Source organism: Pantoea sp. Sc1 (genome assembly GCF_000255315.1).
GTDB lineage: Bacteria > Pseudomonadota > Gammaproteobacteria > Enterobacterales > Enterobacteriaceae > Pantoea > Pantoea anthophila.
This window is the reverse complement of the sequence record NZ_AJFP01000001.1, coordinates 1,689,859-1,715,171: the sequence shown is the minus strand read 5'-3', so window position 1 is coordinate 1,715,171 and position 25,313 is coordinate 1,689,859. Positions and strand designations below refer to the sequence as shown.

The window sequence follows — 25,313 nt, the reverse complement described above, 5'->3', positions numbered from 1 at the left end:
CGGCGGAAGTGTTTCAGACCGGAATGCGCCACGCCTTCCCCGCACCGGAGAAGGCGTGAGCAGGCCGCTAGCCGATTTTAGCGAGCATCTGACGATAGCGATCGAGCCACTTGCCGCTGTTGAGTCGCCACCAGAAGAAGACGCCGCGCACCGTCCAGTCGAGGAACATCCCCAGCCAGACGCCGGTGACGCCCATGCCCAGTTCAATGCCGAGCAGATAGCCCGCGACCACGCGCGCGCCCCACATACTGAACATCGACACGTACATGGTGTAGCGCGCATCGCGTGCGCCCTTGAGTCCGGCGGGCAACACCCAGGAGGCGGCCCAGAGCGGCATGAACAGGGCATTGAGCCAGAGCAGGTGTTTCGTCACGTTTATCACCTCGGGATCGCTGGTGTAAAAGCGCGCCAGCAATCCGGCCAGCGGCACCGTCATCAGCGCTATCGCGCTCAGACAGATCGTCGCCAGCCAGAAAACATGCCGCACCTGGCGCTCCGCCTGAAAGACCTGATTTTTACCCAGCCGGGTGCCGGTAATAATGGTCGATGCGGACCCTAGCGCATTGCCCGGCAGGTTGATCAGCGACGCCACCGAGAAGGCAATAAAGTTACCGGCAATCTCGCTGGTGCCCATCCCGGCGACAAAGACCTGGGTCAGCAGTTTACCGCCGTTGAACAGCACCGACTCGATGCTGGCAGGCACGCCGATACCTAAAACTTCCATCAGGATGCTGCTGTTCCAGCGCCGGAAATAGCTCGACAGGGTGATTTTCAGGGAGGCGTTAAAGCCGATCATCAGCACGTAAATCACGGCGATTGCCCCGATATAACGGGTAATGGTCAGCCCCAGCCCGGCACCGATAAACCCTAAACCGTCCCAGGAGAAGCAGCCGTAGATCAGCACGCTACTGATGATGATGTTAAGGATATTCATGCCGCCGTTAATCAGCATCGGGATTTTGGTGTTGCCTGCGCCGCGCAGCGCCCCGCTGCCAATCAGGGTAATGGCGGCAGCCGGATAGCTCCAGGCGGAGGTCTGCAGGTAGCTCAGCGCCAGCGCTTTGACTTTGGGTTCGGCCGATCCCGCAATCGCATCAATAATCAGATGCCCCCAGAACTCGATGGCGATCACCAATACGAAGGCGAGTATCGTCATCATGGCCAGCGACTGACGCGTGGCGGCGCGGGCGCGCTTGCCGTTGCGTTTAGCCAGGCTGAACGCTACCACCACCGTGGTGCCGAGATCGATGGCGGCAAAGAACGAGATGATCACCATGTTGAAGCTGTCGGCGAGGCCCACGCCCGCCATCGCCTCTTTGCCCAGCCAGCTGACCAGGAAGGTGCTCAGTACGCCCATCAACAGCACACAGGCGTTCTCGAAAAAGATAGGCACTGCTAATGGCGATATTTCACGCCAGTAGAGCGTGCGATAAGCGCGACGTTTCGGGTACCACGCCGTGCGCCTGATCGCCTGCATCACTGCTACGCCGGGATTTTGCAAAGGATTACCAAATCAGAAGAGACTGGACAGGAGTTCTAATGATGATAGTGGGCAGAGAAATATGCAAAGTCTTTCCGGGACAAATTAATCATCGTTACAAACTTTTTCGGGCTGTCACGGCATTTTCTGCCCCGTCGCCCTGCCCGCTGTAGCAATCCTGTTTACTTCCCCGACGTTACGAACGCACAGCGCGAGCGAGCGGATACCCATTCTGCCCTCTTTTCGCCTTTATAATGCGGGCAGCGTAAACAAAACCCCGGCCTGGATCGTGAAGATTTTCTTATGAGCTTTTAGCGCCGCTCACGGGCGCATCCGGTCACGCTGCTCAGATTATCCGCCGGGTTCGCGCAAAAAAAAGGCGATCACACATTCTTCACCAATCTCTGCAACAAACCCGCTAAGCTTGGGGCAAACTGCGGAAAAAAATGGAAGGAGAAACCATGCCGACATTACGGAAAAACCTGACCAGCCAGCAGGCGCTGGATGAACTTGAACGCCTTTACAGTGGCGCGGTCAATGCACTGCGTGCGGCGATTAAAACCTTTACCGAAAACGGCACGCTGCCCGATGCCGACGCCCGGGAGCAGGGACTGTTTGTTTACCCGGAGCTGCGCATCACCTGGCGCGGTGACGGCCCGCAGCAGAATCGCACGCGCGCCTGGGGACGCTTTACGCATACCGGCAGTTACAGCACCACCATTACCCGCCCGGCGTTGCTGCGCCACTACATTGCGGAACAGCTGGCGATGCTGGAGAAGGAGTATGAGCTGGAGATTGACGTGGTGCCTTCCCGCCAGGAGATCCCCTATCCTTACGTGATTGACGGCTCCGATCTCTCGCTGGATCGCACCATGAGCGCCGGAATCGCACGCCACTTCCCGACCACCGAGCTGTCGCAGATTGGGGATGAGACCACCGACGGGCTGTTCCACGCCGACGCTCAGTTCCCGCTCTCCCACTTCGACGCGCTGCGCACCGATTTCTCGCTGGCCCGTCTGCGCCACTACACCGGCACCAGCGTGGAACATTTCCAGCCGTTTGTGCTGTTCACCAACTACACCCGTTATGTTGATGAGTTTGTCCGCTGGGCGATCGAGCAGGTGCGCGACCCGGAGACACCCTACGACAGCCTGGCCTGCGCCGGGGACGTGGTGCTGACGGCCGACACGGCTGACAGCGAGGCGATGCTCTCCGATCTGGCGTGGAAGAAGCACCAGATGCCCGCCTGGCATCTCACCTCACCCAACCGTCGTGGCATTACGCTGATTAACATCGGCGTTGGCCCGTCGAATGCCAAGACCATCTGCGATCATCTGGCGGTCATGCGCCCGCACGCCTGGCTGATGATTGGTCACTGCGGCGGTCTGCGCGAAAGTCAGCGGATTGGGGACTATGTGCTGGCTCACGCCTATCTGCGCGACGACCACGTGCTCGACAGCGTACTGCCGCCTGACATCCCGGTGCCGAGCATCGCCGAGGTGCAGCGTGCACTGTATGACGCCACCAAAGCGGTGAGCAACATGCCGGGTGAAGAGGTCAAACAGCGGCTGCGTACCGGCACCGTGGTGACCACGGATGACCGCAACTGGGAGCTGCGCTACTCTGCGTCGGCGCTGCGTTTTAACCTGAGCCGCGCGGTGGCGGTCGATATGGAGAGCGCCACCATTGCCGCTCAGGGATACCGGTTCCGGGTGCCTTACGGCACGCTGCTGTGCGTCTCCGATAAGCCGCTGCACGGTGAAATCAAGCTGCCGGGTCAGGCCAACCGCTTCTATGAAGGCGCGATTTCGGAGCATCTGCAGATTGGTATCCACGCGGTAGAACTGCTGCGCGCCGAGGGTGACAAGCTGCATTCGCGGAAGCTGCGGACGTTTAATGAGCCGCCTTTCCGGTAAGAGTGTTGCTGCCGGGCTTGGGGTTCGCTGCGCGGGCGGAGTCTGAGCAGGTTTCGTTCGCCCAACAGGTTGGGCAGTTTCAGCTTCGCCTCTGCAGGCGACCGACAAGGGGGCGCCAGTCGCCGCGCCCCCTTGACCCCGGGCTCCGGCCTGCTTCACCGCCGCTCCGCGGTCCCTTCGCTTCTTCCGGATTTCTCACGGACCGGCAGGACGCGCCATCCCTGGCGCGAACCTGCCTCTTCGCGACATCCCTGTCGCTCGTCCTGAAATCCCTCATCCGCTCAGCGGCTCAGACGGCCTCCCTCCCCGCTGTTATCTCTTCTTCTACTGTTAAGAACTTTACTGCGGTGAGTTTTAAAGAATGTCTTTGGCTTCGGTGCAAACAGACAACGCTCCATTCAGGAAAAACGAAGATATCAAAGGCGGGGGTGTCTGGGGAGAGGCATCCGGCGCGCTGAGGAGCAACCGGAGGCCAGGATGAGCCGACAGGACGTCGGCGAGAGGACGGCACGAGCCAGGGATGGCGAGTCCGGACGGTCCGTCGGCCGCAGGGCGTGACGAAGGCACCCCGCAACGCGGGGCGCGGAGGCTGCCGGACGCCGGGATTGTTAAGGGGCGGGCGTCCGCCCCTTGACGCGTCCGCCTGCACGGGCAGGCTGAAACTCCCTCACGCCTGGCGGGCGAAACCCTCTCAGAGCCAGCCCACCGCCAGGTGATAACTCCCAACCGCCAGGTGAAACGTCCCCGGCCGCCAGGCCACCATCAGGCGCTCAGCCAGCCCAGCTTAATTACAAACAGAATCGACAGGATAATCAGCGCGGCATTGACCTCTCTGGCGCGACCGCTCAGCAGCTTCACCAGCGTCCAGGTGATAAATCCAAAGGCGATACCGTTGGCGATGGAATAGGTCAGTGGCATGGTCAGCGCGGTAACCGTCACCGGGGCAGCAGTGGTGATATCTTTCCAGTCAATATCCGCCAGACTGGATGTCATCAGCACGGCCACAAACAGCAGCGCGGGCGCGGTGGCATAGACCGGCACGCTGGAGGCCAGCGGCGAGAAGAAGAGCGCCAGCAGGAACAGCACGGCGACCACGATCGCCGTCAGGCCCGTGCGGCCACCCGCACTCACGCCCGCCGCCGACTCCACATAGCTGGTGGTGGTTGAGGTGCCCAGCAGTGAACCAAACAGCGCAGCCGCACTGTCAGCAATCAGCGCACGGCCCATCTTCGGCACGTTACCCTGCTCATCCGCCAGACCGGCGCGTTTGGTGACGCCCAGCAGGGTGCCGGTGTTATCAAACACATCCACAAACAGGAAGGCAAAAATCACGCTGACCAGGCCGACGTTAAACGCGCCAGCGATATCCAGCTGCATAAAGGTCGGTGCGATCGATGGTGGTGCAGAGAAGACCCCGGCAAACGGCGACAGGCCGATGCCCATAGAGATAAAGGTTACCAGCAGAATACCGATCAGCACGGCACCGGTTACGCGACGCGCTTCCAGCACCACAATCACCACAAAGCCAAGCATCGCCAGCAGCGGACCCGGTTTTGTCAGATCGCCAATGCCCACCAGCGTCGCCGGGTTATCGACCACAATGCCTGCGCCTTCAAGCGCAATGATCGCCAGAAACAGGCCAATACCGGCCCCAATCCCCGCGCGCAGCGGCAGCGGAATACTGGCAATAATCCACTCACGGATTTTAAACAGCGACATCGCAAAGAATATCACTGCCGAGAGAAACACCGCACCCAGCGCAATCTGCCAGGTGTAGCCCATGTGCAGTACGACGGTGTAGGTGAAGAAGGCGTTCAGTCCCATGCCCGGTGCCAGTGCAATCGGGTAGTTAGCGATCAGCCCCATCAGCGCACAGCCAATCGCCGCCGCCAGACAGGTCGCGACAAATACGGCACCCTTATCCATGCCGGTCGCGCCCAGAATGCTCGGGTTAACAAACAGAATATAGGCCATCGCCAGGAAGGTGGTGATCCCGGCGATAATCTCGGTACGAACCGTCGTGTTATGCGCTTTGAGTTTGAATAGTTTTTCTAACATCATCATCTCTCGATACAGGAGACCGCACCGGTGTGGGTCTCGCTTGCCAAAGGGGGTTGCATGCTGATTATTCTGTTTTCGGGACGCGGATACCGGCCGCTGCATACTGACCTGCCGGAATCGTCTGAAATCCCTGACTGACCCACTGCCCAAAGCAATTGCCATGCCACTTGCCGACGCAATCGATTACCTGGCAGAGCCGGATGCCCCCTCAGAGAATTCCGAACCAAAACGAGGCGCGATTATGGTGCAATGCACCGAGGATGCGCAATCGTTTTCCTGCCTCCCTGTGTCACCCCCGCAAAACTCTGCGCCAGCGCACGCTTCCGCACACTCACGGGCGAGGCGTGTCACGTTTCAGCACGCTGCCTCAGCGCACTTTTCTGGCCTGTGTAGACTCCTGAATTAACTCTTTCGTAACATTGAGGCCGCGCCATGAAGCCAGCGATTTTGGTGGTGGATGATGATCCTGCTGTCTGCGACGTCCTGCAGGATGCGTTAGGTGAACATCAGTTAAAGGTCTACTGCTGTCATCAGGGAAAAGAGGCGCTGCTGATGCTCAGCACGCACCCGGAGATCACGCTGGTGATGCTGGATATGATGCTGCCTGACACCAACGGACTGCTGGTGCTGCAGCAGTTGCAGCGTCAGCGTCCCGAAGTACTGGTGATCATGCTGACCGGTATGGGTTCCGAAGCGGAGATGGTGGTCGGCCTGGAGATGGGCGCCGATGATTACATCGCCAAACCCTTTAATCCGCGCGTGGTGGTGGCGCGCACCCGGGCGGCCCTGCGGCGCGGCGGACGCCCTGTCCAGAGCGAACCGGAACCGGCGGGCTGGCGATTCGGCGGCTGGCAGCTGGACGACAGTCGCTGCCAGCTGTTCAATCCGCAGCGCGAGCTGGTGCCGCTGACCCAGGGCGAGTTCAGCCTGCTGCGGGCGCTGGTGCGTCACGCCCGCAAGGTGCTGACCCGCGATCAGCTGCTGGAGCTGACCCACAGCGAAAGTCTGGATGTGTTTGACCGCACCATCGACGTGCTGATCATGCGCCTGCGCCGCAAAATCGAAATCAACCCGCATCAGCCCGATCTGATTCGCACCATTCGCGGGCTGGGCTATGTCTTTTCGGCTGACGTAATGAAACCTGAAACCGCCCCGCGCACCAGCCAGATCGCCTGAATCGCGCTGCGTCCTGGCAATGTCGCCGCCGTGGCGGCGGATGTGGGCGATGAAAGTCTGACGCAGTTTACCCGCGAGTACGCACGGCTGTCTGGTGAACCGCCTGCCCGCAGTATAAGAAAGATGAGGCAGTCCGATCCCGGAGACCATGCGAAGGGATGATCAGCGTCCGGGAGGGTCAGGTAAAGCCGCGGGCGTAGTCATTACAGAGCAGCCAGCGCGGCGCTTCATCCTCCTCAAGCGGATTGAAGCGGGCCAGTGGCGTCAGGAACACGTTGTCGTTTTCGTCATCATTGGGCATCGACACCTCGCCCACCAGCACGTCGCCAAAACCCGGTTCGCCCCAGAAGCTGTGCCAGAGGCCCGCCTCAAGGGTCACACTTTCACCCGGTGAGAGCCGCAGCTGCGAACCCGCAGCGTGGGTCTGGCGCAGACCATCCAGCGACACCGTGACCGGCGAGTCAGCCAGCGCCGCGCCGTCGCGGTTATGCAGTTCGACAATCAGATTCCCGCCGCCGCGATTGATGATGTCTTCCATCTTGCGCGGATGATAGTGCATCGGCGTCAGCTGCCCGTCTCGCACGTGCAGGATCTTCTCCGCATAGGGTTTGTGCCACGGCTGTCCGCCGGGCGAACCGTTGCGCAGAGTAAACAGCGTCAGCCCGGTCTGCAGAAAGTCGTCCGCGCCAAAACTGGTCAGATCCCAGCCCAGCCGCAGTGCCAGAATCTCCGCCATCGCGTCAGGTGACTGCGCCCGCCACTGACGTAATCGGAAATCGGCCCACGGCGGCAGATGCACATCCTGCTGGCGGAAAAATTCGTGCGTCTGCTGCAGGTAGTGATTGACCTCTGAACGTTGCATGGTGGCCTCCTGAGGGTGCTGACAAAGTCTGCCCCGGTTAGCTGCAGGACAGAGCCTGCGCAGGAAACACGGTCAGATCGGAAAGTCGTTTAAACCATCCCTGGCCACTCGTCCCGCGCCGTCCCTGGCGCGGGACGCTTTCCTCCTCTGCCCGTGTTCCCTGCGCGATAAAGTTATGCGTAGCTGGCAGATTCAGCCTGAAGCGGCACCCGGAGGGTGCCGCATTAAAGGCTATTTCACCGTCCAGCCCTGATAGCTGCCGATGTTGTCACGATCGATCAGCTTCACCGGGATCAGCACCGGCTTTTCGGGTGCCGGTTTGCCCTGCAGAATGTCGTAGCCAATCTCCACCGCCTTCGCCGCCATCACCTGCGGGTCCTGCGCCGGGGTCGCGACAAACAGGGAGTTTTTGCGCTTCAGCGCCTCTTCACCATCCGGCGATCCATCGACGCCGACGATAAAGAACTCGCTGCGCTGCGCCTGTTTCGCGGCTAAATCCGCGCCGATGGCGGTGGGATCGTTAATGGCAAACACCGCATCGATTTTGGGGTTAGCGGAGAGCAGACCGGTCATCACCTCCAGTCCCCCTTCACGACTGCCTTTGGCGTTCTGGTTGTAAGAGAGCAGCTTGATGTCGGGATGGGTTTTCAGTTCGTTCATGCAGCCTTCAACACGGTTCTGCACCGCAGACACCGGCGGGCCGTTGATGATCACCACGTTGCCTTTCTCTTTCAGGCGGTCAGAGATATATTTGCAGGCCATCGCGCCCGCCTGGGTGTTATCGGAGGTAATGGTCGCATTCGCCCCATCGGCCGCCACGTCGACCGCCACCACCACGATACCGGCATCACGCGCCCGCTTCACCGCCGGGGCAATGCCTTTCGAGTCGGCGGCATTCAGGATAATCATGTCCACTTTTGCCGCAATAAAGTTATCGATCTGCCCCACCTGCTGGCCGAGATCGTAGCCGCTGGAGACCAGCGTCACGTTGACCTTGTCCCCCGCCAGCTCACGCGCCTTCATCTCCGCCCCTTTGGTGATCTGCACGAAGAAGGGGTTAGCCAGGTCGCCGACCGTGACGCCGATGGATTTGAGTTCTTTTGCCTGAGCCAGCCCGGCGCTGAACAGCGTTGCCGCCAGCAGCCCGGTTACAATCGGATTAAAACGCATAGACCTTCTCCTGCTGTTATCAGAGTGCCAACCGCTTAATGGCGTTTTTACAGAGGCGGCGGCGACATTGCGCCTCCGCCTTTCAGCCTTAACTCACATGATGACGGGTACGGTATTTGTCGATCAGGACGGCGATAATGATCACCGCGCCCTTGATCACCAGCTGCCAGAAGTAGGAGACGCCCATCAGCGTCATACCGTTGTTGAGCGTGGCGATAATCAGCGCGCCAATCAGGGTGCCGGTAATGGTGCCGATGCCCCCGACGAAGCTGGTGCCGCCCAGGATCACCGCGGCAATCGCATCCAGCTCATAGCCGACGCCGAGGTTGCCGTTGGCGCTGTAGAGACGGGAGGCGCTCATCAGACCGCCCAGCCCCGAGAGCAGGCCGCTCATGCCGTAGACAAACAGCAGCACCCCGCCCACCTTGATGCCGGTGAGTCGTGCCGCCTGAATGTTGCCGCCGACCGCATAGATATGGACGCCCAGCGTGGTGCGCCGCAGGATAAACCAGCAGAGGGCGATCACCGCGAAGGCAATCACAATCAGCCATGGCACCGGGCCGAGGTAGCCGTTGCCAATCCACTCAAAATTGATGTCGGAGTTGATGACCGTGGTGCCATCCGCCAGCAGATAGGCCGCACCACGCAGGGCGGTATAGGTGCCGAGGGTGACGATAAAGGGCGGCAGTCCAGCCCAGGCGACCAGCACGCCGTTGAACAGCCCCATCACCAGACCCGCGCCCAGCGCCATCGGAATGGTCATGGAGGCGAGCATCGGGTCGAGCGAAGCCACCAGCGCCACCACCGCCGTGGTGCCGAGCATCGACCCCACCGACAGGTCGATGCCGCCGGTGAGAATGACAAAGGTCATCCCCGCCGCCAGGACGATATTGATCGACGCCTGACGGGTAATGTTCAGCAGGTTCGCTTCGGTAAAGAAGTTGGGGGTAACGAAGCCAAAAACCGCCACGATGAGGATCAGAATCGGCAGGATCCCCACCGTCTGCAGCAGATCGCCCATCAGGGCGCGTTTCAGCGTGGGCGCGGGGGTGCGGGCCAGTTGTGTCATGGTGATCTCCTCAGATTCCGCCTGCTGCTGCGCTGTGCGCACCGGTTGCCAGCGTCATAATATTTTCCTGACTGATGTGGCTGCCCTCCAGCTCACCGACGATGGTGCCTTCGTGCATCACGTAAACGCGGTCGCTCATCCCGACCACTTCCGGCAGTTCGCTGGAGATCATCAGAATCGCCACGCCCTGCCGCGCCATCTCCTGCATCATGCGGTAGATCTCGCTTTTGGCCCCGACGTCGACGCCGCGCGTCGGTTCATCCAGGATCAGGATGCGCGGGCCAATCGCCACCCAGCGTGAGATCAGCAGCTTCTGCTGATTACCCCCGGAGAGGCCGCCCGCCCGGACCTGCGCATGCGGCACGCGGATATTCAGGGAGGCAATCGCCTCGCTGGCGATGGTCTGCCCTTTGCGGCGGTTGAGCATGCCGTAACTGGCATCCCGCTCCAGCGTCGCCATTACGATGTTCTCCTGCGCCGCCATCTCCAGAAACAGCCCCTGCTCTTTGCGGTTCTCGGTGAGGAAACCGATGCCGCGCGCAATCGCATCGCGCGGTGAGAGGATGGTGACCTTCTCGCCGTCGATCCAGATCTCGCCCTCCTTCGGCTTGTGAACGCCGAAAATCAGCTGCGCCAGCTCGCTGCGGCCTGCGCCGACCAGCCCCGCCAGCGCCACGATCTCACCGGCGCGCACCGCCAGGCTGCTGGGGTGCACTTTGCCGCCGTCGGTCAGGTGATTCACCGCCAGCCGGATATCACCCAGCGGAATCGACCGGTCTTTATTAAAGAGATCGCTGAGCGGCCGTCCGACCATCATCCGCACCAGTTCACTGGCGTTGAGTTGATCGCGCGTCAGGCTGCCGACATACTCGCCGTCGCGCAGCACGCTGACGCGATCCGACAGTTCATACACCTCCGCCATGCGGTGGCTGATGTAGATAATCGCCATCCCCTCGCTGCGCAGCCGTTTGATCAGCGCGAAGAGCTGTTCGGTTTCGCGGTTTGAGAGCGCGGCGGTCGGCTCATCCATCACGAGGATGCGGCTGTTGCGCTGCAGCGCCCGGGCGATCTCCACCTGCTGCTGCTCGGCAATGCTGAGGCGGCTGACCACATCCCAGGCACTGAACTGCGCGCCAAGCCGGTCAATCACCCGCTGCGCCTCCTCCGCCATCTGCCGCCGCTTCACCAGCCCGCCGGGGGCGATTTCGCTGCCGAGAAAAATGTTTTCTGCCACCGTCAGGTTGGGGGCCAGATTAATCTCCTGGTAAATCAGGGTGATCCCGGCGGCCAGCGCCGCTTTCGGCCCTTTCAGCGCCCGCGGTTCGCCTTCGATCAGAATCTCTCCGCCGCTGGCGCTGTAGGCCCCTGCCAGAATCTTCATCAGGGTGCTTTTACCCGCGCCGTTCTCCCCCATCAGCGCATGGACCTCACCGGGCCAGACCGTAAGATCCACCCCCTTCAGGGCGTAAAAGTTGCCGAAGCGCCGGGTAATGCCGCGCATTTCCAGTATCGGTGTGGCTGTCATCGCCTCGCTCCTGCGGACTGTGGATAGCCGTCAGTTAAGCAACGCCAGATAAATGGAAAATGTCAGCGGCCATTCATATTTGTCATATTCACCCGACTACCCGCTCCTATACTCGGCCCATCGTTGCCGTGATAAAGAGGGCGTGAGATGCAGCGCACGTATCCGTGGCAGGCTGGCGCGCGGGGCCGCCTGTTGATGTTCAACCTGCTGGTGGTCGCCGTCACGCTGATGGTCAGCGTGGTGGCGATCGTCGGTTTTCGCCATGCCGGTACCATTCAGGAGCAGGCACAGGCGCAGACGCTGGCGGACATGAACGGCAGTCTGGCGCTGGCGCGTGATACCGCCAATGTGGCGACGGCAGCCGTGCGGCTGTCGCAGGTGGTGGGCGCGCTGGAGTATCAGAGCGAATCACAGCGGCTTCAGCAGAATCAGCAGGCGCTGCAGCAGTCGCTGAGCCTGCTCGCCAGCGCCCCGCTGGCCGCGCGTCAGCCGGAGCGCATCGCCCGTATCCGCGCCCGCAGCCTGGAGCTGGAGCAGACGATTAACCGCCTGCTGCTCACCGGTCATCAGCGCCACCTGCAGCGCAATAACATGCTGAGTGACCTGTGGCAGTCGCAGATTCTGCTCGGCCACATCAGTCAGCGGCTGCAGCGGGAATCGCAGCGCGCGCCGGATAGCGCCCTGCGCGAGCAGACTGAGCGGCTGCTCAGCATCGCCATCCGTACGCCCTCACCGATTGCGGTGATTGAGCAACTGCAGCAGGTAATGACGCAGTGGCGCAGCGTGCCGCTGACGGGCGTTACCGGCGAAAACATTGCGCGACTGCTGACGACCCAGCAGCGCCTGCTGCCGCTGGCGGAGGCACTGGAACAGAGCGATCTGGCGATCGCCTACGCCACCTACCGGATTAAGGCGCTGGTGGCGATGCTGAATGAGGATATCCGTGCCTCGGTGCAGCAGGTGGCGTTGCAGAGCGAAGCGCGGACCCTGGCGACCCACCGCGAGCTGGACTCCATCATCGGCTTTATCGCCCTTTTCGTGCTGCTGGCGCTGGCGATCACCGGCTATGCCGGGATCTACATCTACCGCAATTTGGGGTCGAGCCTGACGGCGATTGCCGCCGCCATGACGCGGCTGGCGCAGGGTGAGCAGAACGTCGGCGTGCCGGGGTTGCAGCGCCGCGACGAACTGGGCGAACTGGCGCGGGCCTTCAACGTCTTTGCCCGCAATACCGCCTCGCTGGCACACACCTCACGCCTGCTGAAAGAGAAGAGCAGCCAGCTGGAGTCCACCTTTCTGGCGATGCGCGACGGCTTTGCCCTGTTTGACCATCAGGGTCAGCTGGTGGTGTGGAACGCGCAGTATGCCGAACTGCTCGGCATCGCGCCGCGCGAGATCCATCGCGGCGTCCACTATCAGCAGCTGCTGGCTCCGCTGGCGGGGGATCTGCACGATCCCGGCGAACCGCAGGAGATCCGGCTGGCCGATGGCCGGACGCTGGAGCTGCGCTTCAGCCCGATCCCCCGGCGCGGCATGGTGAACACCGTCCTTGATCGCACCTCGCGCAAAACGCTGGAGGAGGCCCTGCAGCACAGCCAGAAGATGAAGGCGGTGGGCCAGCTGACCGGCGGCCTGGCGCACGACTTCAACAATCTGCTGGCGGTGATTATCGGCAGCCTGGCGCTGACCGAAGGGCAGCTGATGCCCGGCCCGCTCGCCAGCCGGATTGAGCGGGCGCGCCAGGCTGCCGACCGCGCCGCCCAGCTGACCCAGCGGCTGCTGGCCTTTTCACGTAAGCAGGCGCTGTTTCCGCGCGCGGTGTCGGTGGTCACGCTGGTGGACAACCTGCAGGGATTATTACAGCACTCGCTGCTGCTCGGACAGCAGCTGATTATTGATGCGCAGCGTCCCGGCTGGCCCGCGTGGATTGATGCCGGTCAGCTGGAGAACGCGCTGATGAATCTGGTGGTCAACGCCCGCGATGCGATGCAGCAGCAAAGCGGCGAAATCCGGCTGCGCATCTGGAATCAGCGACGGATCGAGGGGAGTGAGAAACGTGACCGGGTCACAATTGAGGTGACTGACACGGGCTGCGGCATGTCGGCGGAGGTGCGTGAACAGGTTTTCGAGCCCTTTTTTACCACTAAGGCCACCGGCAGCGGCAGCGGGCTGGGCCTGTCAATGGTCTACGGTTTTGTGCGGCAGTCGGGCGGTCAGATCGAGCTGGAAACCGCGCCGGGCCAGGGCACCACGGTGCGCCTTCTGCTGCCGCGCGCGCAGGAGGCGGTTGCCGCAGCGGTCGCGCCGCCTCCCCCGCCAGCCCCTCCGGCGGTGACCAGCAACCGGCTGGTGCTGGTGCTGGATGATGAACCGGCGGTGCGGCAGACCCTGTGCGAACATCTGCACCAGCTGGGCTATCTGACGCTGGAGTGTGGCGACGGCGAAGCGGCGCTGGCGCTGCTGCGCCAGACACCCGATATCGACCTGCTGATCAGCGACCTGATGCTGCCCGGCGAAATCAACGGGGCGGAGGTGGTGCGTCAGGCACAGCAGAACTGGCCGCATCTCGCCACGCTGTTAATCAGCGGTCAGGATCTGCGCCACCAGCCGGTCACGCTGCCGCTGTGTGAGCGGCTGGGCAAGCCCTGGCAGCAGGCGCAGCTGGTGCAGGCGTTACAGCGCGCCTGGCAGCGCAGCGAACGGCTTAATCGCGCGCAGCAGGCTGCCACAGCGGCACCGGCTTCCCGGTGATATAGCGTTTGCGCAGGCGGCTGGAGATGATATCCATGACCATCACCACCCCGACCAGAATCAGCGTCAGGAACATCACCACATCCCAGTTCCAGAGCCGCATATTCTCGGCGTAGACCAGGCCTACCCCGCCCGCGCCGACAAAGCCGAGCACCGCCGCAGAGCGGGTGTTGGACTCGATCTGATAGAGGCTCAGCGCCAGAAACTGCGGAAAGGATTGAGTGAAAATGCCGAAACGGTGTTTCTGCAGGCTGTTAGCGCCCACCGCCCCCAGCCCGCGGCCCGGTGAACGTTCGACCGCCTCATGCCCTTCGGCGTAGAGTTTGCCGAGCAGGCCGACATCCTGCAGGATAATCGCCAGCACCCCGGCCAGCGGCCCCATGCCCACCGCACGGACGAAAATCAGCCCCCAGATCGCCATGTCAATGCCGCGCAGCAGGTCGAACAGTCGCCGCATCAGAAACGCCAGCGGCTTCGCGGCGCGATCGTGCATCACGTTGCGCGCCGCCAGGAACGACAGCGGCAGCGCAATCAGCGAGGCGGTCAGCGTACCGGCAAACACGATCCCCAGGGTGATCCCGACCTGCGACAGATAGTAGCTGAAGGGCCAGTTCATGAAGTCATGCCAGACAAACATCCGCATAAAGTAGCGCCCCAGCTGCTGGCAGCCCGCCAGCAGGCGCGATCCCTCCAGCCCGAACACCGTAAAGAAATAGAGGTAGTAGAGCAGGAGTGCCAGCGCCATCAGTGCCAGACGACGCAGATAGCGCGGCTGCGCGGCAAACAACTCGCGATGCTGCTGCTTCAGCTGCGCGATAGCGGGAACGGAACGGATCATGCGCGCTCTCCTGTGACACGACGACGCAGCTGACCGGACAGCGTATCCAGCAGCGACACCACAATCAGAATCAGCAGCAGGGTGATGCTGACCTGGTCGTAGCGGTCGAGTTTGATGTTGGTCATCAGCTCCTGGCCGATGCCGCCCGCCCCCACCAGCCCGAGGATGGTGGAGGATCGGAAGTTAATCTCCAGCCGCATAAAGCTGTAGGAGAGAAAGGCGGGTTTCACCTGCGGCCAGAAGGCAAAGCGCATCCGCTGCAGTTTACTGGCTCCGCAGGCGGCCAGGCCGCGCACCGGCTTATCCGACGCAGACTCAATCGCCTCATAAAAGAGCTTGGTCAGGCTGCCCACCGTGTGCAGCGCCAGCGCCAGGAAGCCGGGTATCGCCCCGATGCCAAACGCCATGACAAACATCACCGCCCACGCCAGTTCCGGCATGGTGCGCAGAAAGGCGACAAAGGCGCGAATCGCCATCCGCACGCTGACCGGCGTCTGAGTATTGTCGGCGGCGAAAAAGGCGAGCACTGCCGCCAGCCCCACCGCCAGCAGCGTCGCCGCCAGTGCCAGCTGCAGGGTTTCCCAGATCAGCGGCAGCTGGATCGGCAGACGGTAACCCCAGTAGGCCAGTGAGCCTTCTGTTTTGCCGTCGGCAAACAGCAGCGTCAGATGCAGCACCGGCAGGATCTCATGCAGGTAGTCAAAGAAGTGCGGCAGCGACTGCCAGACGGTGAGCAGATTAAATTCTGCCACCCTGCCCGCCGCCAGATAGAGCGTGACCAGCAGCAGTGACCAGATAAGCGTGTCACGTTTTTGCTGACGGCGGATGCGCTGGTAATAGTGTTCGAAGTCGGTCAAGGGGGATCTCCGGCGTGAAAGCAGCGGGACGCTGACCGCGTCCCACTCTCCCCGCGAGGCGGGGAAGTCAGGAAGGTTCGTCAGCCGCGGCTGCCTTTCATCAGGTCGCGCTTCATATCGATAATGCTCTGATAGTCGGCAACGGTGGCCGGGCCGATATGCTGCTTACCGCCCACCGCTTTCACGAAGCAGTCGTGATCGTCTTTATCCAGCTTTTTAATCGCCGCCACCACTTTCGCTTTAAAGTCGGCAGGCAGTTTGTTGCTGACCAGCACCGGACCGTTGGGGATCAGCGGCGACTGCCAGATGATACGGATCTGCTTCATCAGGTCGGGGTGATCCATGCGGATCAGGCGGCCAAACGCGCCCGAGGTGTAGCCGCTGTTATAGTCTCCCACCAGCGAGGTCCAGGTGACCGCGCCGTCAAACTGGTTGTTCAGCACGCCCAGAATGTCCTGCTCATGGCCGCCGGAGAAGGTGACGCTGGAGAAGGTGTTGTTATATTTGTCATCCACCGAGCCGCCGAACATCTTCTTGAACGCCTGATTCGGCATCAGGAAGCCGGAGGTCGAGTCCGGATCGGCCATGCCGAACGATTTCCCCTTCAGGTCTTCCAGCTTTTTGTAGGGGCTGTCCGCTTTGACGATCACCACTGAGTGGTAGCCGCGGGAGTTGTCTTTGTCATCCACCACGATGCCGACCACCTCCACCGCTTTCGGGTCCTGCAGGTAGACCGAGGCGAAAGAGGCGGGTGACATGCTCAGCACCATATCGATTTTGCCGCCCAGCAGTCCCTGAATCACGCCCGAATAGTCAGAGGCGTTGCGCATCTGAGTATCCACACCCAGCTCTTTATCAAAGAAGGTCTTCACGCACTGATTATCACCAATCTGCTGGGTGGCGTTCTGACCGCCCAGAATCCCCAGATTCAGCTGTTTTGGCGCATCCGCTGCGCTGACACCCGACGCCATAACGCCGATCAGTAGTGCTAAAGAAGTCAGTTTCATTCGGAGTTGTTCTCTTGCTGTGGAAGTTAATGGATCTGGTTAAGTTCATCGCCGTACAGCTGCTGCAGCAGGCTGTCAGTCAGTCGGGAAGGATGGCCGTCAAACAGCACCACGCCGCGCTGGATGCCAATCACCCGGGTGCAGTAGCGTTTCACCAGCTCAATGGAGTGCAGGTTGACCATCACGCTGATGCCCTGCTCGCTGACCTGACGCAGCACATCCATGATGCGCGTCGTGTTTTTCGGATCGAGTGACGCCACCGGCTCATCGGCTAGCAGGATTCTGGGGTTCTGCATCAGCGCCCGGCAGATCGCCACCCGCTGCATCTGTCCGCCGGAGAGATTCTCTGCCCGCTGCAGCGCCTGCGGCAGCATGTTCATCCACTGCAGCAGTTCGATAGCGTGCGCCCGGTCGTGGTCGGAGAAGATTTTAAAAAAGGACTTCAGCGTGCTGGTCTGGCTCAGGCGGCCCAGCAGCACATTGGTCAGCACGTCGAGGCGCGGCACCAGGCAGAAATCCTGAAAGATCATGCCGCACTGACTGCGCCATTCCCGCATCTGGCGGCTGTTGAGGGTGACCACGTTACGCTCGGCTTCCCCTTTATGCAGGCTGATAATCGCCCCCGCCGTCGCGCTGATGGTGCCGTTAAGCATATGCAGCAGCGTCGATTTCCCGGCGCCGGAGCGGCCGATCACCGCCACCAGCTCACCGGCATGGAGATCGAAACTGACCCGATCCAGCACCGGCGTATCACCGTAGGTTTTGCTCAATCCCTGCACCGACAACACTTTTTGTCCGCTGAAACTGACCGGGGGCCGATCGTGGTCGACCACCGTTTTCAGAAGTGCCTGTGCCATGCTGTTCTCCGTCATCTCTGATTGCGTTCTGCCGGTTATTAAGGCGTGGCACGATGAAAGCGGGATGACAGTCAGATGATCAAACTGTGACAGGCCAGGGCGCGCCGCACAGCAGCGTCTGGCCGTCACGCGCGGCCTGCACCCCCTCCGGCAGCGGATTTTCCGCCAGCCAGTTGTCCATCTCATGACTGAGATGGGTCAGCCAGCTCTGGCGCGGCCGCAGCAGCGCCACAATGGCCAGGGCCTGGGTGACATCGTTGTGGTTGCGCGGCCTGGCAGACGGCGGGTCGTTGCAGTCGATCACCAGCTGATCCAGCGGCTGACCACGCAGAAAGTCGGCGGTGTCGGGGGGCAGCCCGCAGGTGTCACACAGCCAGGCGAGCCGGTGACCGTGCCAGTCGAACAGATAGCCGTGCGTCAGCTTCGAGTGCTGAAGCGGCAGCGGCGTCACCTGTAACTCGCCAAAGGCATGTGCCACAAACGGGGTTAAGGCGGGACGAAAGTCGAGCTGGCCGGGATGTTTATAGAGATCGTCACAGCCGCGCGGGTCGGGCGGTCCCCAGACCGGAATCGGTGCCCCCCGCCCCCAGCGCAGCGCAAACAGTCCCTGCACATGGTCCATGTGGTAGTGGGTGAGCAGAATACGCGTCAGCGATCCGGGCGGAAAGCGCGACGCCAGCAGTGGCAGGCCGGCATCCAGCAGGATGCGCTCGCGCCCGGTCTCAATCAGCGCACTGCAGGGCGCACGGGCGTAATCGCTATGGCGCTGCGCCCGCTGGCAGGCACGGCAGTCGCAGCCCGGCAGCGGCGCGGCGGTCACCCCACCGGTGCCGAGAAAAGTGAGTTTCATTGCGCCGCCTCCACTATCTGACGCAGCTGCCGGACGGTCTCTGCCAGCGCGCCATCGTTGTTAAGGATCAGGCAGCCATCGGGCTGCGGCTGGGCGGCGCGCGCCAGTCGCCGGGCGATTGCCGCTTCATCTTCCCGTCCGCGCTGGCGCAGGCGCGCCGCCAGCACCGCTGGTGTGACCTGCAGGCAGACCGGCAGCAGCTGCGGACCGAAGCGGGCCTGCGCCTGCGCCAGATGCAGCCGCGAGCCGTTGACCACCACGTTCTGTCCGCGCAGCAGCCACTGCTCTGTCTCACAGCCAATGCCATAGCTGAAACCGTGCGCCTGCCAGCTCACTGCGAATAGCCCCAGCGCCGCGCGGCGGGCGAACTCCGCCTCGGTCAGCGCCACGTGGTTTTCACCGCCCGCATCCGCTGCGCGGGTAATATAGCGATGGGCGATCAGCAGGCGCGGCGGCGGTGCCGCCCGCAGCGCATCCAGCAGGCTATCCTTGCCTGAGCCGGAGGGACCGGTGAGCCAGATCAGCCGCGCCATCAGTAGACCTGCCGGCCTTTGCTCCAGACGTGGCGCACATGCGGGTAGCCATGTGCTGTGTGCGCCAGCACCAGATCGGCGCGACACCCTTCGGCTATCACCCCGCGATCCTCAAGCCCCAGCGCGCGGGCCGGATTGCAGGTGACCAGCGCAATCGCCTGCGCCGTGCCGAGCGTGTTGCGCTCATCCTCAGCCAGCCGGAACGCCGCATCCAGCAGGCTGGCCGGGTAGTAATCGGAGGAGAGAATGTTCAGCAGGCCGTGAGACGCCAGCTCCCAGGCGGCGACGTTGCCGGAGTGCGAGCCGCCGCGCACGATGTTGGGCGCCCCCATCAGCACCTGCATGTTGCGATAGCGCGAGGCGCGTGCCGCCTCCAGGGTGGTGGGAAATTCGGCGATGCGGCTGCCCGCCGCATGGGACTCCTCCACATGCGCGGCGGTGGCATCATCGTGGCTGGCAATGGCGATGCCATGTTCCCGGCAGAGTCCGGCGATTGCCTGACGATTGGGCTGCGACCAGGCCGCCGCCAGCGTGAGCTGCTCATGCTCAAACTGATCCATCTCCGCGTCATTCAGCTGGTATTTGCCCTGGTAATATTCGCGATATTTTGTCAGCGACGCATACTGCCGCTGCCCCGGCGAATGATCCATCAGCGAGACCAGCGCCAGTTCCGGCGTGCCCATCAGCGCCTCAAACAGCGGCGCGGTGGTCGGGTGTGGCAGTTCACAGCGCAGATGCAGCAGATGCTCGGCGCGGTTCAGCCCTTTGCGGTTGCTGTCGCGGATGGCGTCGATCATCCTGCTGAGATTCTCCAGACGGTGACCGCCGTCGCGCACATCGCCGACGCCAATGGCGTCCAGCACGGTGGTAATGCCGCTGGAGACCATCAGCGCATCGTGGCTGCTCATCGCCGAATGCGCAGGCCAGTCCACTTTGGGTCGCGGGGTGAAAAACTTGTCGAGGTTGTCGGTGTGCAGCTCCACCAGCCCCGGCAGCAGCCAGGCCCCCTCGCCGTCCAGCGCGCCCGGCTGCTGGCTGCGGGTTTCGCTGAAGCTGCTGATACGCTCATCGCGGAACTCCAGCGACCCGCTGATGACCTCATTTTCCAGCACCAGTCTGACATTGTTGATGATCATGCCTGCGCTCCTGTCTCAATGGGGTGCATCAGATGCAGCCGATCGGCCACCTGCTCGCGCACCGCCCGATCGTGAAAAATGCCAACGATGGCGGCACCCCGGGCGCGCGCCTCTTCAATCAGACTCACCACTGCCGCGCTGTTGACGCTGTCGAGGGAGGCGGTGGGTTCATCCAGCAGCAGCACCGGATAGTCAGCGATAAAGCCGCGCGCAATGTTCACCCGCTGCTGCTCTCCGCCGGAGAAGGTGGACGGTGCCAGCGACCAAAGGCGCTGCGGCACGTTGAGCCGGCTCAGCAGTTCGGCGGCGCGCACTTCGCAGAACCGGCGGTCGACGCCGCGCTCCAGCAGTGGCTGCATCACAATCTCCAGCGTCGGCACGCGCGGGATGACCCGCAGAAACTGACTCACCCAGCCCAGCGTGTCGCGGCGCAGCGCGATAATCTGCCGCGCCGGGGCCTGCGCCATATCGACCCATTCCCCCTGGTGCGCGACCCGGATATAGCCGCTGTCGGGCTGATAGTTACCGTAGAGCGCGCGCAGCAGGGTCGATTTGCCGCTGCCCGAGTGACCGTGCAGCACCACGCATTCGCCCTCGCCCACCGTCAGGCTGGCGTTGTGCAGCACCGGCAGCGCCGCGCCGTTCTGGTTGTGCAGCACAAAGGTTTTACACAGGTTTCCGACCTGCAGACGCGGATTGATAGTCGTCATTTAATTGAGCACCGAAGAGACCAGCAGTTGTGTGTAAGGATGATGAGGATCGTCAAGCACCCGGTCGGTCAGACCGCTCTCCACCACCCGCCCCTGTTTCATCACCAGCAGACGATGTGCCAGCAGGCGCGCCACGCCGAGATCGTGGGTGACGATCACCACCGCCAGGTTCAGCTCCCGCACCAGGGTGCGCAGCAGATCCAGCAGGCGTGCCTGCACCGAGACATCCAGCCCGCCGGTCGGCTCATCCATAAACAGCAGCTGTGGCTGCGTCACCAGGTTGCGGGCGATCTGCAGACGCTGCTGCATGCCGCCGGAAAAGGTGGTGGGCAGATCGTCGATGCGGCCGGGGTCAATCTCCACCGCCTGCAGCCAGCGGCTCGCCGTTGCGCGGATGTCGCCATAGTGCCGCGCGCCGGTCGCCATCAGCCGTTCGCCGATGTTGCCGCCCGCGCTGACCTGCGGACGCAGGCCGTCCATCGGATGCTGATGCACCACGCCCCACTCGGTGCGCAGCAGGTGACGGCGCTCGCTTTCACTCATCTGCCAGAGGCTGCGCCCCTGATAGAGAAGCGTGCCCTGCTGCGGTGCGAGGCGTGCCGAGAGGCTGTGCAGGAGCGTGGTTTTACCGGAGCCGGACTCACCGACGATGCCCAGCACCTCGCCGGGATAGAGATCAAAGCTGACCTGCTCAAACCCTTTGCCCGGCGCATAAAGATGGGTGAGCTGGCTGACCGCAAGCAGCGGCTGTTCACTGTGCATGTTGCTGTTCCTGCTGCTGGTGGCAAAAGTCGGTGTCGGAGCAGACAAACATCCGCGTGCCCTGATCGTCCATCACCACCTCATCGAGATAGCTGTGGCGCGAGCCGCACAACGCGCAGGGTTCATCCCACTGCTGCACGGTAAACGGGTGATCGTCGAAATCGAGGCTTTCGACGCGGGTGTAAGGCGGCAGCGCGTAGATGCGCTTTTCACGCCCGGCACCAAACAGCTGCAGCGCGGGCATCATGTCCATTTTCGGGTTGTCGAATTTGGGGATGGGTGACGGGTCCATCACGTAGCGGCCGTTGACCCTGACCGGGTACGCATAAGTCGTGGCGATATGGCCATAGCGGGCGATATCTTCATAGAGTTTCACCTGCATGATGCCGTACTCCTCCAGCGCATGCAGGAGGCGGGTTTCGGTTTCGCGCGGTTCGATAAAACGCAGCGGCTCCGGGATCGGCACCTGGAAAATCAGGATCTGATCCTCCTCCAGCGGCGTTTCCGGGATGCGGTGACGCGTCTGGATCAGCGTGGCATCGCTGGTGCGTTCGGTGGTGGCCGCACCGCTGACCCGCTGAAAGAAGTGGCGGATCGACACCGCATTGGTGGTGTCATCAGCCCCCTGGTCGATCACCTTAAGCACATCCTGATCGCCAATCACACTGGCGGTGATCTGGATGCCGCCGGTGCCCCAGCCGTAAGGCATCGGCATCTCGCGCCCGGCAAACGGCACCTGATAGCCGGGGATCGCCACCGCCTTCAGGATGGCGCGACGAATAGTGCGTTTGGTCTGCTCATCGAGATAACCGTTGTTGTAACCCGTGAGTTCAGCCATGGTTGCGCTCCTGATAGTCATCCTGCAGCTGTTTCAGCAGCGCCAGCTCCGCCTGAAAATCAACGTAGTGCGGCAGCTTGAGATGGGAGACGAAGCCTGCCGCTTCCACGTTGTCGGCGTGCGACAGCACAAACTCCTCATCCTGCGCCGGGCTGGTGATGCGCTCCTGCTGTTCGCGGCTTTGCAGCGCCCGGTCCACCAGCGCCATCGCCATCGCCTTGCGTTCCGCCCGGCCAAAGACCAGCCCGTAACCCCGGGTAAAGTGCGGCGCGGTATCTTCGCGGTGGGCCACGCCGTTGACCATCTCACACTCGGTCAGCAGCACTTCCCCAATATCCAGTTCAAAGCCCAGCTCTTCGAGACAGATGCTGACGCTGACATAGCCGGTGCGGATCTCCCCGGCAAACGGGTGGGTGCGCCCATAGCCCCGCTGCGTCGAGTAGCCGAGTGCCAGCAGAAAGCCTTCGTCGCCGCGCACCAGCTGTTGCAGCCGTGCCGCGCGCGAGGCGGGAAACGCCATCGGTTCGCGGGTGATATCGGTCGGCTCACTGCCGTCATCCTCCTCCGCGGCCGCCAGCCCTTCGCGGCTCATCATGCTGAACATGTGCGGGCAGCTTTCCGCGACCGGCCGATCATCCCGCGGCGCGGCAGGCGTTTCGCCATTGGCCAGCAGCGTGAAGTCGAGCAGACGGTGGCTGTAGTCAGAGGTCGGGCCGAGCACCTGGCCGCCCGGCAGATCTTTATAGACCGCCGAAATGCGGCGTTCGATACGCATCGTCCCGGTCGCCAGCGGGCGACTCTCCGCCAGCCGTGGCAGCGTGGTGCGATAGGCGCGCAGCAGAAAAATTGCTTCGACCAGGTCGCCGCTGGCCTGCTTAATCGCCAGCGCCGCCAGTTCCGGATCGTACATCCCCCCTTCGGTCATCACCCGATCCACCGCCAGACCCAGCTGCTGCGCCACCTGATCGCAGCCGAGTTCAGCCACGGCCCGATCGCCACGGCGCAGATCGGCCTGCAGCTGGTGGGCATGCGTAATCGCTTTTTCGCCCCCTTTTACCGCGACATACATCAGCACACCTCCACAACGGTGGTACGCGGCACGGCCATGATCGCTTCGCCGCAGGTGAAGATGAGATCCACCCCCTGCGGAAACGGATGCGGCCGGGTGCGCAGATAGTCCAGCACGCTCTCCGGCAGCTGCGGCGCAATGGCGCGGGTTTCGCGCAGGCCGGGGCCGGAGAGTCGCAGCGTCAGACCGCCATTCAGCGACGGCACTTCGATAATCAGCGTGGTGCTTTTTTCCGGTGACAGGTTATCCCCCGCCGCAAACGCCGTCGGGTCGGGCTGCGCCGCCGCATGGCTCAGGGCAAAAGGCGCATCCTGCCGGGTGGTGATCGGCGCGCCGGTATGGAAGCGCAGATTGTTGCGCAGCTGTTCGTTGTCGATTTTCGCATCCAGCCAGACCGGACTCTCCTGATCGACCAGCGTCAGCAGCAGCGCCGTGGCCGCCGGCGAGAGCGCACCCCAGCCCTGCTGCAGCGGCAGCGAGACCATCACGCCCGGCTCACTCATCGCCTTCAGGATGCGGCGAAAGGCGCGCTGCGCGTCCGCAACAGGGTGGTTAAAACTTGCCAGTAAAGTCATCAGTTATCTCCGCGAACCAGCGTAAAGAAATCCACTTTGCTGCTGGCGATTTCGCGCGCGCGCAGCTGTCGCTGCTCATCACGCCACGCCGCCAGCGGGGTAATAATCTTCTCTTCCAGCAGCGGCCGGGTTTCCGGCTGCTGCAACAGTGCATCCAGCAGGGCGCAGCGCTCGGCGTGCGCTTTGTCGCGTCCTAACAGGTAGCTGTATCCCAGGGTGCCGTCGCTCAGCTGCACCACGGCGCGGGTCACCGTGGCATCCCCCATCACAAAGCGTTTCCCGGTGGCCCCCATTCGCGCCTGCAGCCGCGTCATGCCGATCTCGGCCGGGCGGATCAGGGTAAACTCGGGGTGAAGATTCAGCGCCTGCCAGTGCGCTTCAAGCCGCGCGGCGTTGCTGTGTGCCAGCACCGACAGCCAGCGCTGGCGATCCGTTTGCTGTTCCATCAGTGCTCCAGAGTCAGTTCGATCATGTCACCGCGGGTCAGGCTGACGGAGTATTCTGCCAGCGCACCATCTGCGGTTTTGTTCAGGGTCCGCACGCAGAGCAGCGGCGCATGGAGTGCGATATCCAGCTGACGGCACTCCTTCGCCTGCGCCCGGCGGGTGCTGATGCGGGTCTGGGTGCGCACCAACTGCTTGCCGGTGTGCTCCACCAGAAAGTCGTGCAGCGAGCCGCTGTTAAAGCGCTGAAGCTGCGGCCACCAGCTGAGGTCGGCAAGGAAGTGGTTAATCAGGCAGAGCGGCACGCCGTTGGCGCGGCGCAGGGTACGCAGATGAATGACGTTGTCGCCCTCTTTCACGCCCAGCGCACTGGCCACGTCACTGCTGGCCGGACGCAGCACCGCCAGCAGCCGCTCGCTGGTCGGGTGACTCCCCTGCTCCAGCAGGTTCTGACTGAAGCGCGCCTGAGCATGCAGCGGATAGTCATACGGGCGCATCAGCACCAGGATGCCCACGCCGTGACGGCGTTGCAGCAGCCCTTTCTGCACCAGCTCATCGACGGCCCGGCGCAGCGTGTGGCGATTCACTTCGTAGTGGTCGGCCAGCTGTTGTTCGGAAGGCAGATAGTCGCCGCAGCGGTAACGCTCTTTCAGCGCCTGCTCCAGCTGCGCGGCAACCGCCTGGTAGACAGTGGTCGGATGTCTGGATAACTCCATCACGATGAAATCCTCACGGGTTACGGAGTGGGAACGCAGTGAAAAATCACTGCGGGATGGCGTTACCTTGACGGTTTCAGATGACAGCAGCGTGACGGCGGGGTGAAGGTGC

23 protein-coding genes are annotated in these 25,313 nt (G+C 62.5%); 3 read left to right on the top strand and 20 right to left on the bottom strand.

All coding sequences use genetic code 11. From position 1 onward, the window contains the following. Positions 1-67: 67 nt before the first annotated feature. Positions 68-1,477, bottom strand: coding sequence for an EmmdR/YeeO family multidrug/toxin efflux MATE transporter (locus tag S7A_RS07865; RefSeq protein WP_009089505.1), 1,410 nt, complete (start codon positions 1,475-1,477; stop codon positions 68-70). Positions 1,478-1,941: 464 nt separating this feature from the next. Here S7A_RS07865 and S7A_RS07860 point away from each other — a divergent pair, with 464 nt between their 5' ends. Beyond that, on the top strand, positions 1,942-3,396 hold the full coding sequence (locus S7A_RS07860; RefSeq protein ID WP_009089503.1) for an AMP nucleosidase: 1,455 nt from the start codon (positions 1,942-1,944) through the stop codon (positions 3,394-3,396). A 762-nt stretch (positions 3,397-4,158) separates the two neighbouring features. Here S7A_RS07860 and S7A_RS07855 read toward each other — a convergent pair. Further along, positions 4,159-5,457 (bottom strand): NCS2 family permease, encoded by a 1,299-nt coding sequence (locus S7A_RS07855; RefSeq protein WP_219854812.1) that lies wholly within the window; start codon positions 5,455-5,457, stop codon positions 4,159-4,161. 432 nt (positions 5,458-5,889) lie between these two features. On the opposite strand from S7A_RS07855, the gene S7A_RS07850 reads away from it, so the two are divergent. Then, positions 5,890-6,633, top strand: coding sequence for a response regulator (locus S7A_RS07850; RefSeq protein ID WP_009089499.1), 744 nt, complete (start codon positions 5,890-5,892; stop codon positions 6,631-6,633). Positions 6,634-6,811: 178 nt separating this feature from the next. Here S7A_RS07850 and S7A_RS07845 read toward each other — a convergent pair whose 3' ends face one another. The 4 genes from S7A_RS07845 to S7A_RS07830 form a co-directional block, all read right to left on the bottom strand. After that, positions 6,812-7,495 (bottom strand): D-lyxose/D-mannose family sugar isomerase, encoded by a 684-nt coding sequence (locus S7A_RS07845; RefSeq protein ID WP_009089497.1) that lies wholly within the window; start codon positions 7,493-7,495, stop codon positions 6,812-6,814. 231 nt (positions 7,496-7,726) lie between these two features. After that, the gene (locus S7A_RS07840; RefSeq protein ID WP_009089495.1) at positions 7,727-8,665 is read right to left on the bottom strand and encodes an ABC transporter substrate-binding protein; all 939 of its coding nucleotides are present in this window, start codon (positions 8,663-8,665) and stop codon (positions 7,727-7,729) included. Positions 8,666-8,753: 88 nt separating this feature from the next. Further along, on the bottom strand, positions 8,754-9,734 hold the full coding sequence (locus S7A_RS07835) for a ribose ABC transporter permease (RefSeq protein ID WP_009089493.1): 981 nt from the start codon (positions 9,732-9,734) through the stop codon (positions 8,754-8,756). Positions 9,735-9,744: 10 nt separating this feature from the next. Then, on the bottom strand, positions 9,745-11,259 hold the full coding sequence (locus tag S7A_RS07830; RefSeq protein WP_009089491.1) for a sugar ABC transporter ATP-binding protein: 1,515 nt from the start codon (positions 11,257-11,259) through the stop codon (positions 9,745-9,747). Between the two features lie 147 nt (positions 11,260-11,406). Here S7A_RS07830 and S7A_RS07825 point away from each other — a divergent pair, with 147 nt between their 5' ends. Then, entirely contained in the window at positions 11,407-14,010 is a 2,604-nt protein-coding gene (locus S7A_RS07825; protein ID WP_009089490.1) for an ATP-binding protein, read from the top strand. Here the strand turns inward: S7A_RS07825 and phnE (S7A_RS07820) are convergent. The 14 genes from phnE (S7A_RS07820) to phnF all read right to left on the bottom strand — a co-directional run bounded on the left by phnE (S7A_RS07820) (position 13,964) and on the right by phnF (position 25,201). Next, on the bottom strand, positions 13,964-14,848 hold the full coding sequence (gene phnE, locus S7A_RS07820) for a phosphonate ABC transporter, permease protein PhnE (RefSeq protein WP_009089488.1): 885 nt from the start codon (positions 14,846-14,848) through the stop codon (positions 13,964-13,966). The genes S7A_RS07825 and phnE (S7A_RS07820) overlap by 47 nt on opposite strands. Further along, entirely contained in the window at positions 14,845-15,705 is an 861-nt protein-coding gene (gene phnE / locus S7A_RS07815) for a phosphonate ABC transporter, permease protein PhnE (RefSeq protein ID WP_009089486.1), read from the bottom strand. Before phnE (S7A_RS07815) ends, phnE (S7A_RS07820) begins: the two co-directional genes overlap by 4 nt. A gap of 80 nt (positions 15,706-15,785) precedes the next feature. After that, the gene (phnD, locus tag S7A_RS07810) at positions 15,786-16,712 is read right to left on the bottom strand and encodes a phosphonate ABC transporter substrate-binding protein (RefSeq protein ID WP_009089484.1); all 927 of its coding nucleotides are present in this window, start codon (positions 16,710-16,712) and stop codon (positions 15,786-15,788) included. A gap of 26 nt (positions 16,713-16,738) precedes the next feature. After that, positions 16,739-17,569: a phosphonate ABC transporter ATP-binding protein gene (gene phnC / locus S7A_RS07805; protein WP_009089482.1), complete on the bottom strand. Its 831-nt coding sequence runs from the start codon at positions 17,567-17,569 to the stop codon at positions 16,739-16,741. Positions 17,570-17,648: 79 nt separating this feature from the next. Continuing rightward, positions 17,649-18,419: a phosphonate metabolism protein PhnP gene (gene phnP / locus S7A_RS07800; RefSeq protein WP_009089480.1), complete on the bottom strand. Its 771-nt coding sequence runs from the start codon at positions 18,417-18,419 to the stop codon at positions 17,649-17,651. Then, on the bottom strand, positions 18,416-18,952 hold the full coding sequence (gene phnN, locus S7A_RS07795; protein ID WP_009089478.1) for a ribose 1,5-bisphosphokinase: 537 nt from the start codon (positions 18,950-18,952) through the stop codon (positions 18,416-18,418). Before phnN ends, phnP begins: the two co-directional genes overlap by 4 nt. After that, positions 18,952-20,088 (bottom strand): alpha-D-ribose 1-methylphosphonate 5-triphosphate diphosphatase, encoded by a 1,137-nt coding sequence (gene phnM / locus S7A_RS07790; RefSeq protein WP_009089476.1) that lies wholly within the window; start codon positions 20,086-20,088, stop codon positions 18,952-18,954. Before phnM ends, phnN begins: the two co-directional genes overlap by 1 nt. Further along, positions 20,085-20,798: a phosphonate C-P lyase system protein PhnL gene (gene phnL / locus S7A_RS07785; protein ID WP_009089474.1), complete on the bottom strand. Its 714-nt coding sequence runs from the start codon at positions 20,796-20,798 to the stop codon at positions 20,085-20,087. The genes phnM and phnL overlap by 4 nt, the downstream gene beginning before the upstream one ends. Next, positions 20,799-21,560, bottom strand: a complete 762-nt coding sequence (gene phnK, locus S7A_RS07780) for a phosphonate C-P lyase system protein PhnK (RefSeq protein WP_009089472.1) — start codon at positions 21,558-21,560, stop codon at positions 20,799-20,801. Further along, positions 21,550-22,398 carry an alpha-D-ribose 1-methylphosphonate 5-phosphate C-P-lyase PhnJ gene (locus S7A_RS07775; protein WP_009089470.1) on the bottom strand — a complete coding sequence of 283 codons (849 nt, stop codon included), beginning with the start codon at positions 22,396-22,398 and terminating at the stop codon, positions 21,550-21,552. Before S7A_RS07775 ends, phnK begins: the two co-directional genes overlap by 11 nt. Next, positions 22,391-23,467 (bottom strand): carbon-phosphorus lyase complex subunit PhnI, encoded by a 1,077-nt coding sequence (locus S7A_RS07770; RefSeq protein WP_009089469.1) that lies wholly within the window; start codon positions 23,465-23,467, stop codon positions 22,391-22,393. The genes S7A_RS07775 and S7A_RS07770 overlap by 8 nt, the downstream gene beginning before the upstream one ends. Then, complete coding sequence (phnH, locus tag S7A_RS07765; RefSeq protein WP_009089466.1) at positions 23,467-24,042, bottom strand: phosphonate C-P lyase system protein PhnH; 576 nt, start codon at positions 24,040-24,042, stop codon at positions 23,467-23,469. The genes S7A_RS07770 and phnH overlap by 1 nt, the downstream gene beginning before the upstream one ends. Beyond that, entirely contained in the window at positions 24,042-24,488 is a 447-nt protein-coding gene (gene phnG, locus S7A_RS07760) for a phosphonate C-P lyase system protein PhnG (protein WP_009089464.1), read from the bottom strand. Before phnG ends, phnH begins: the two co-directional genes overlap by 1 nt. Beyond that, complete coding sequence (gene phnF / locus S7A_RS07755; RefSeq protein ID WP_009089462.1) at positions 24,488-25,201, bottom strand: phosphonate metabolism transcriptional regulator PhnF; 714 nt, start codon at positions 25,199-25,201, stop codon at positions 24,488-24,490. Before phnF ends, phnG begins: the two co-directional genes overlap by 1 nt. Positions 25,202-25,313 lie beyond the last annotated feature (112 nt).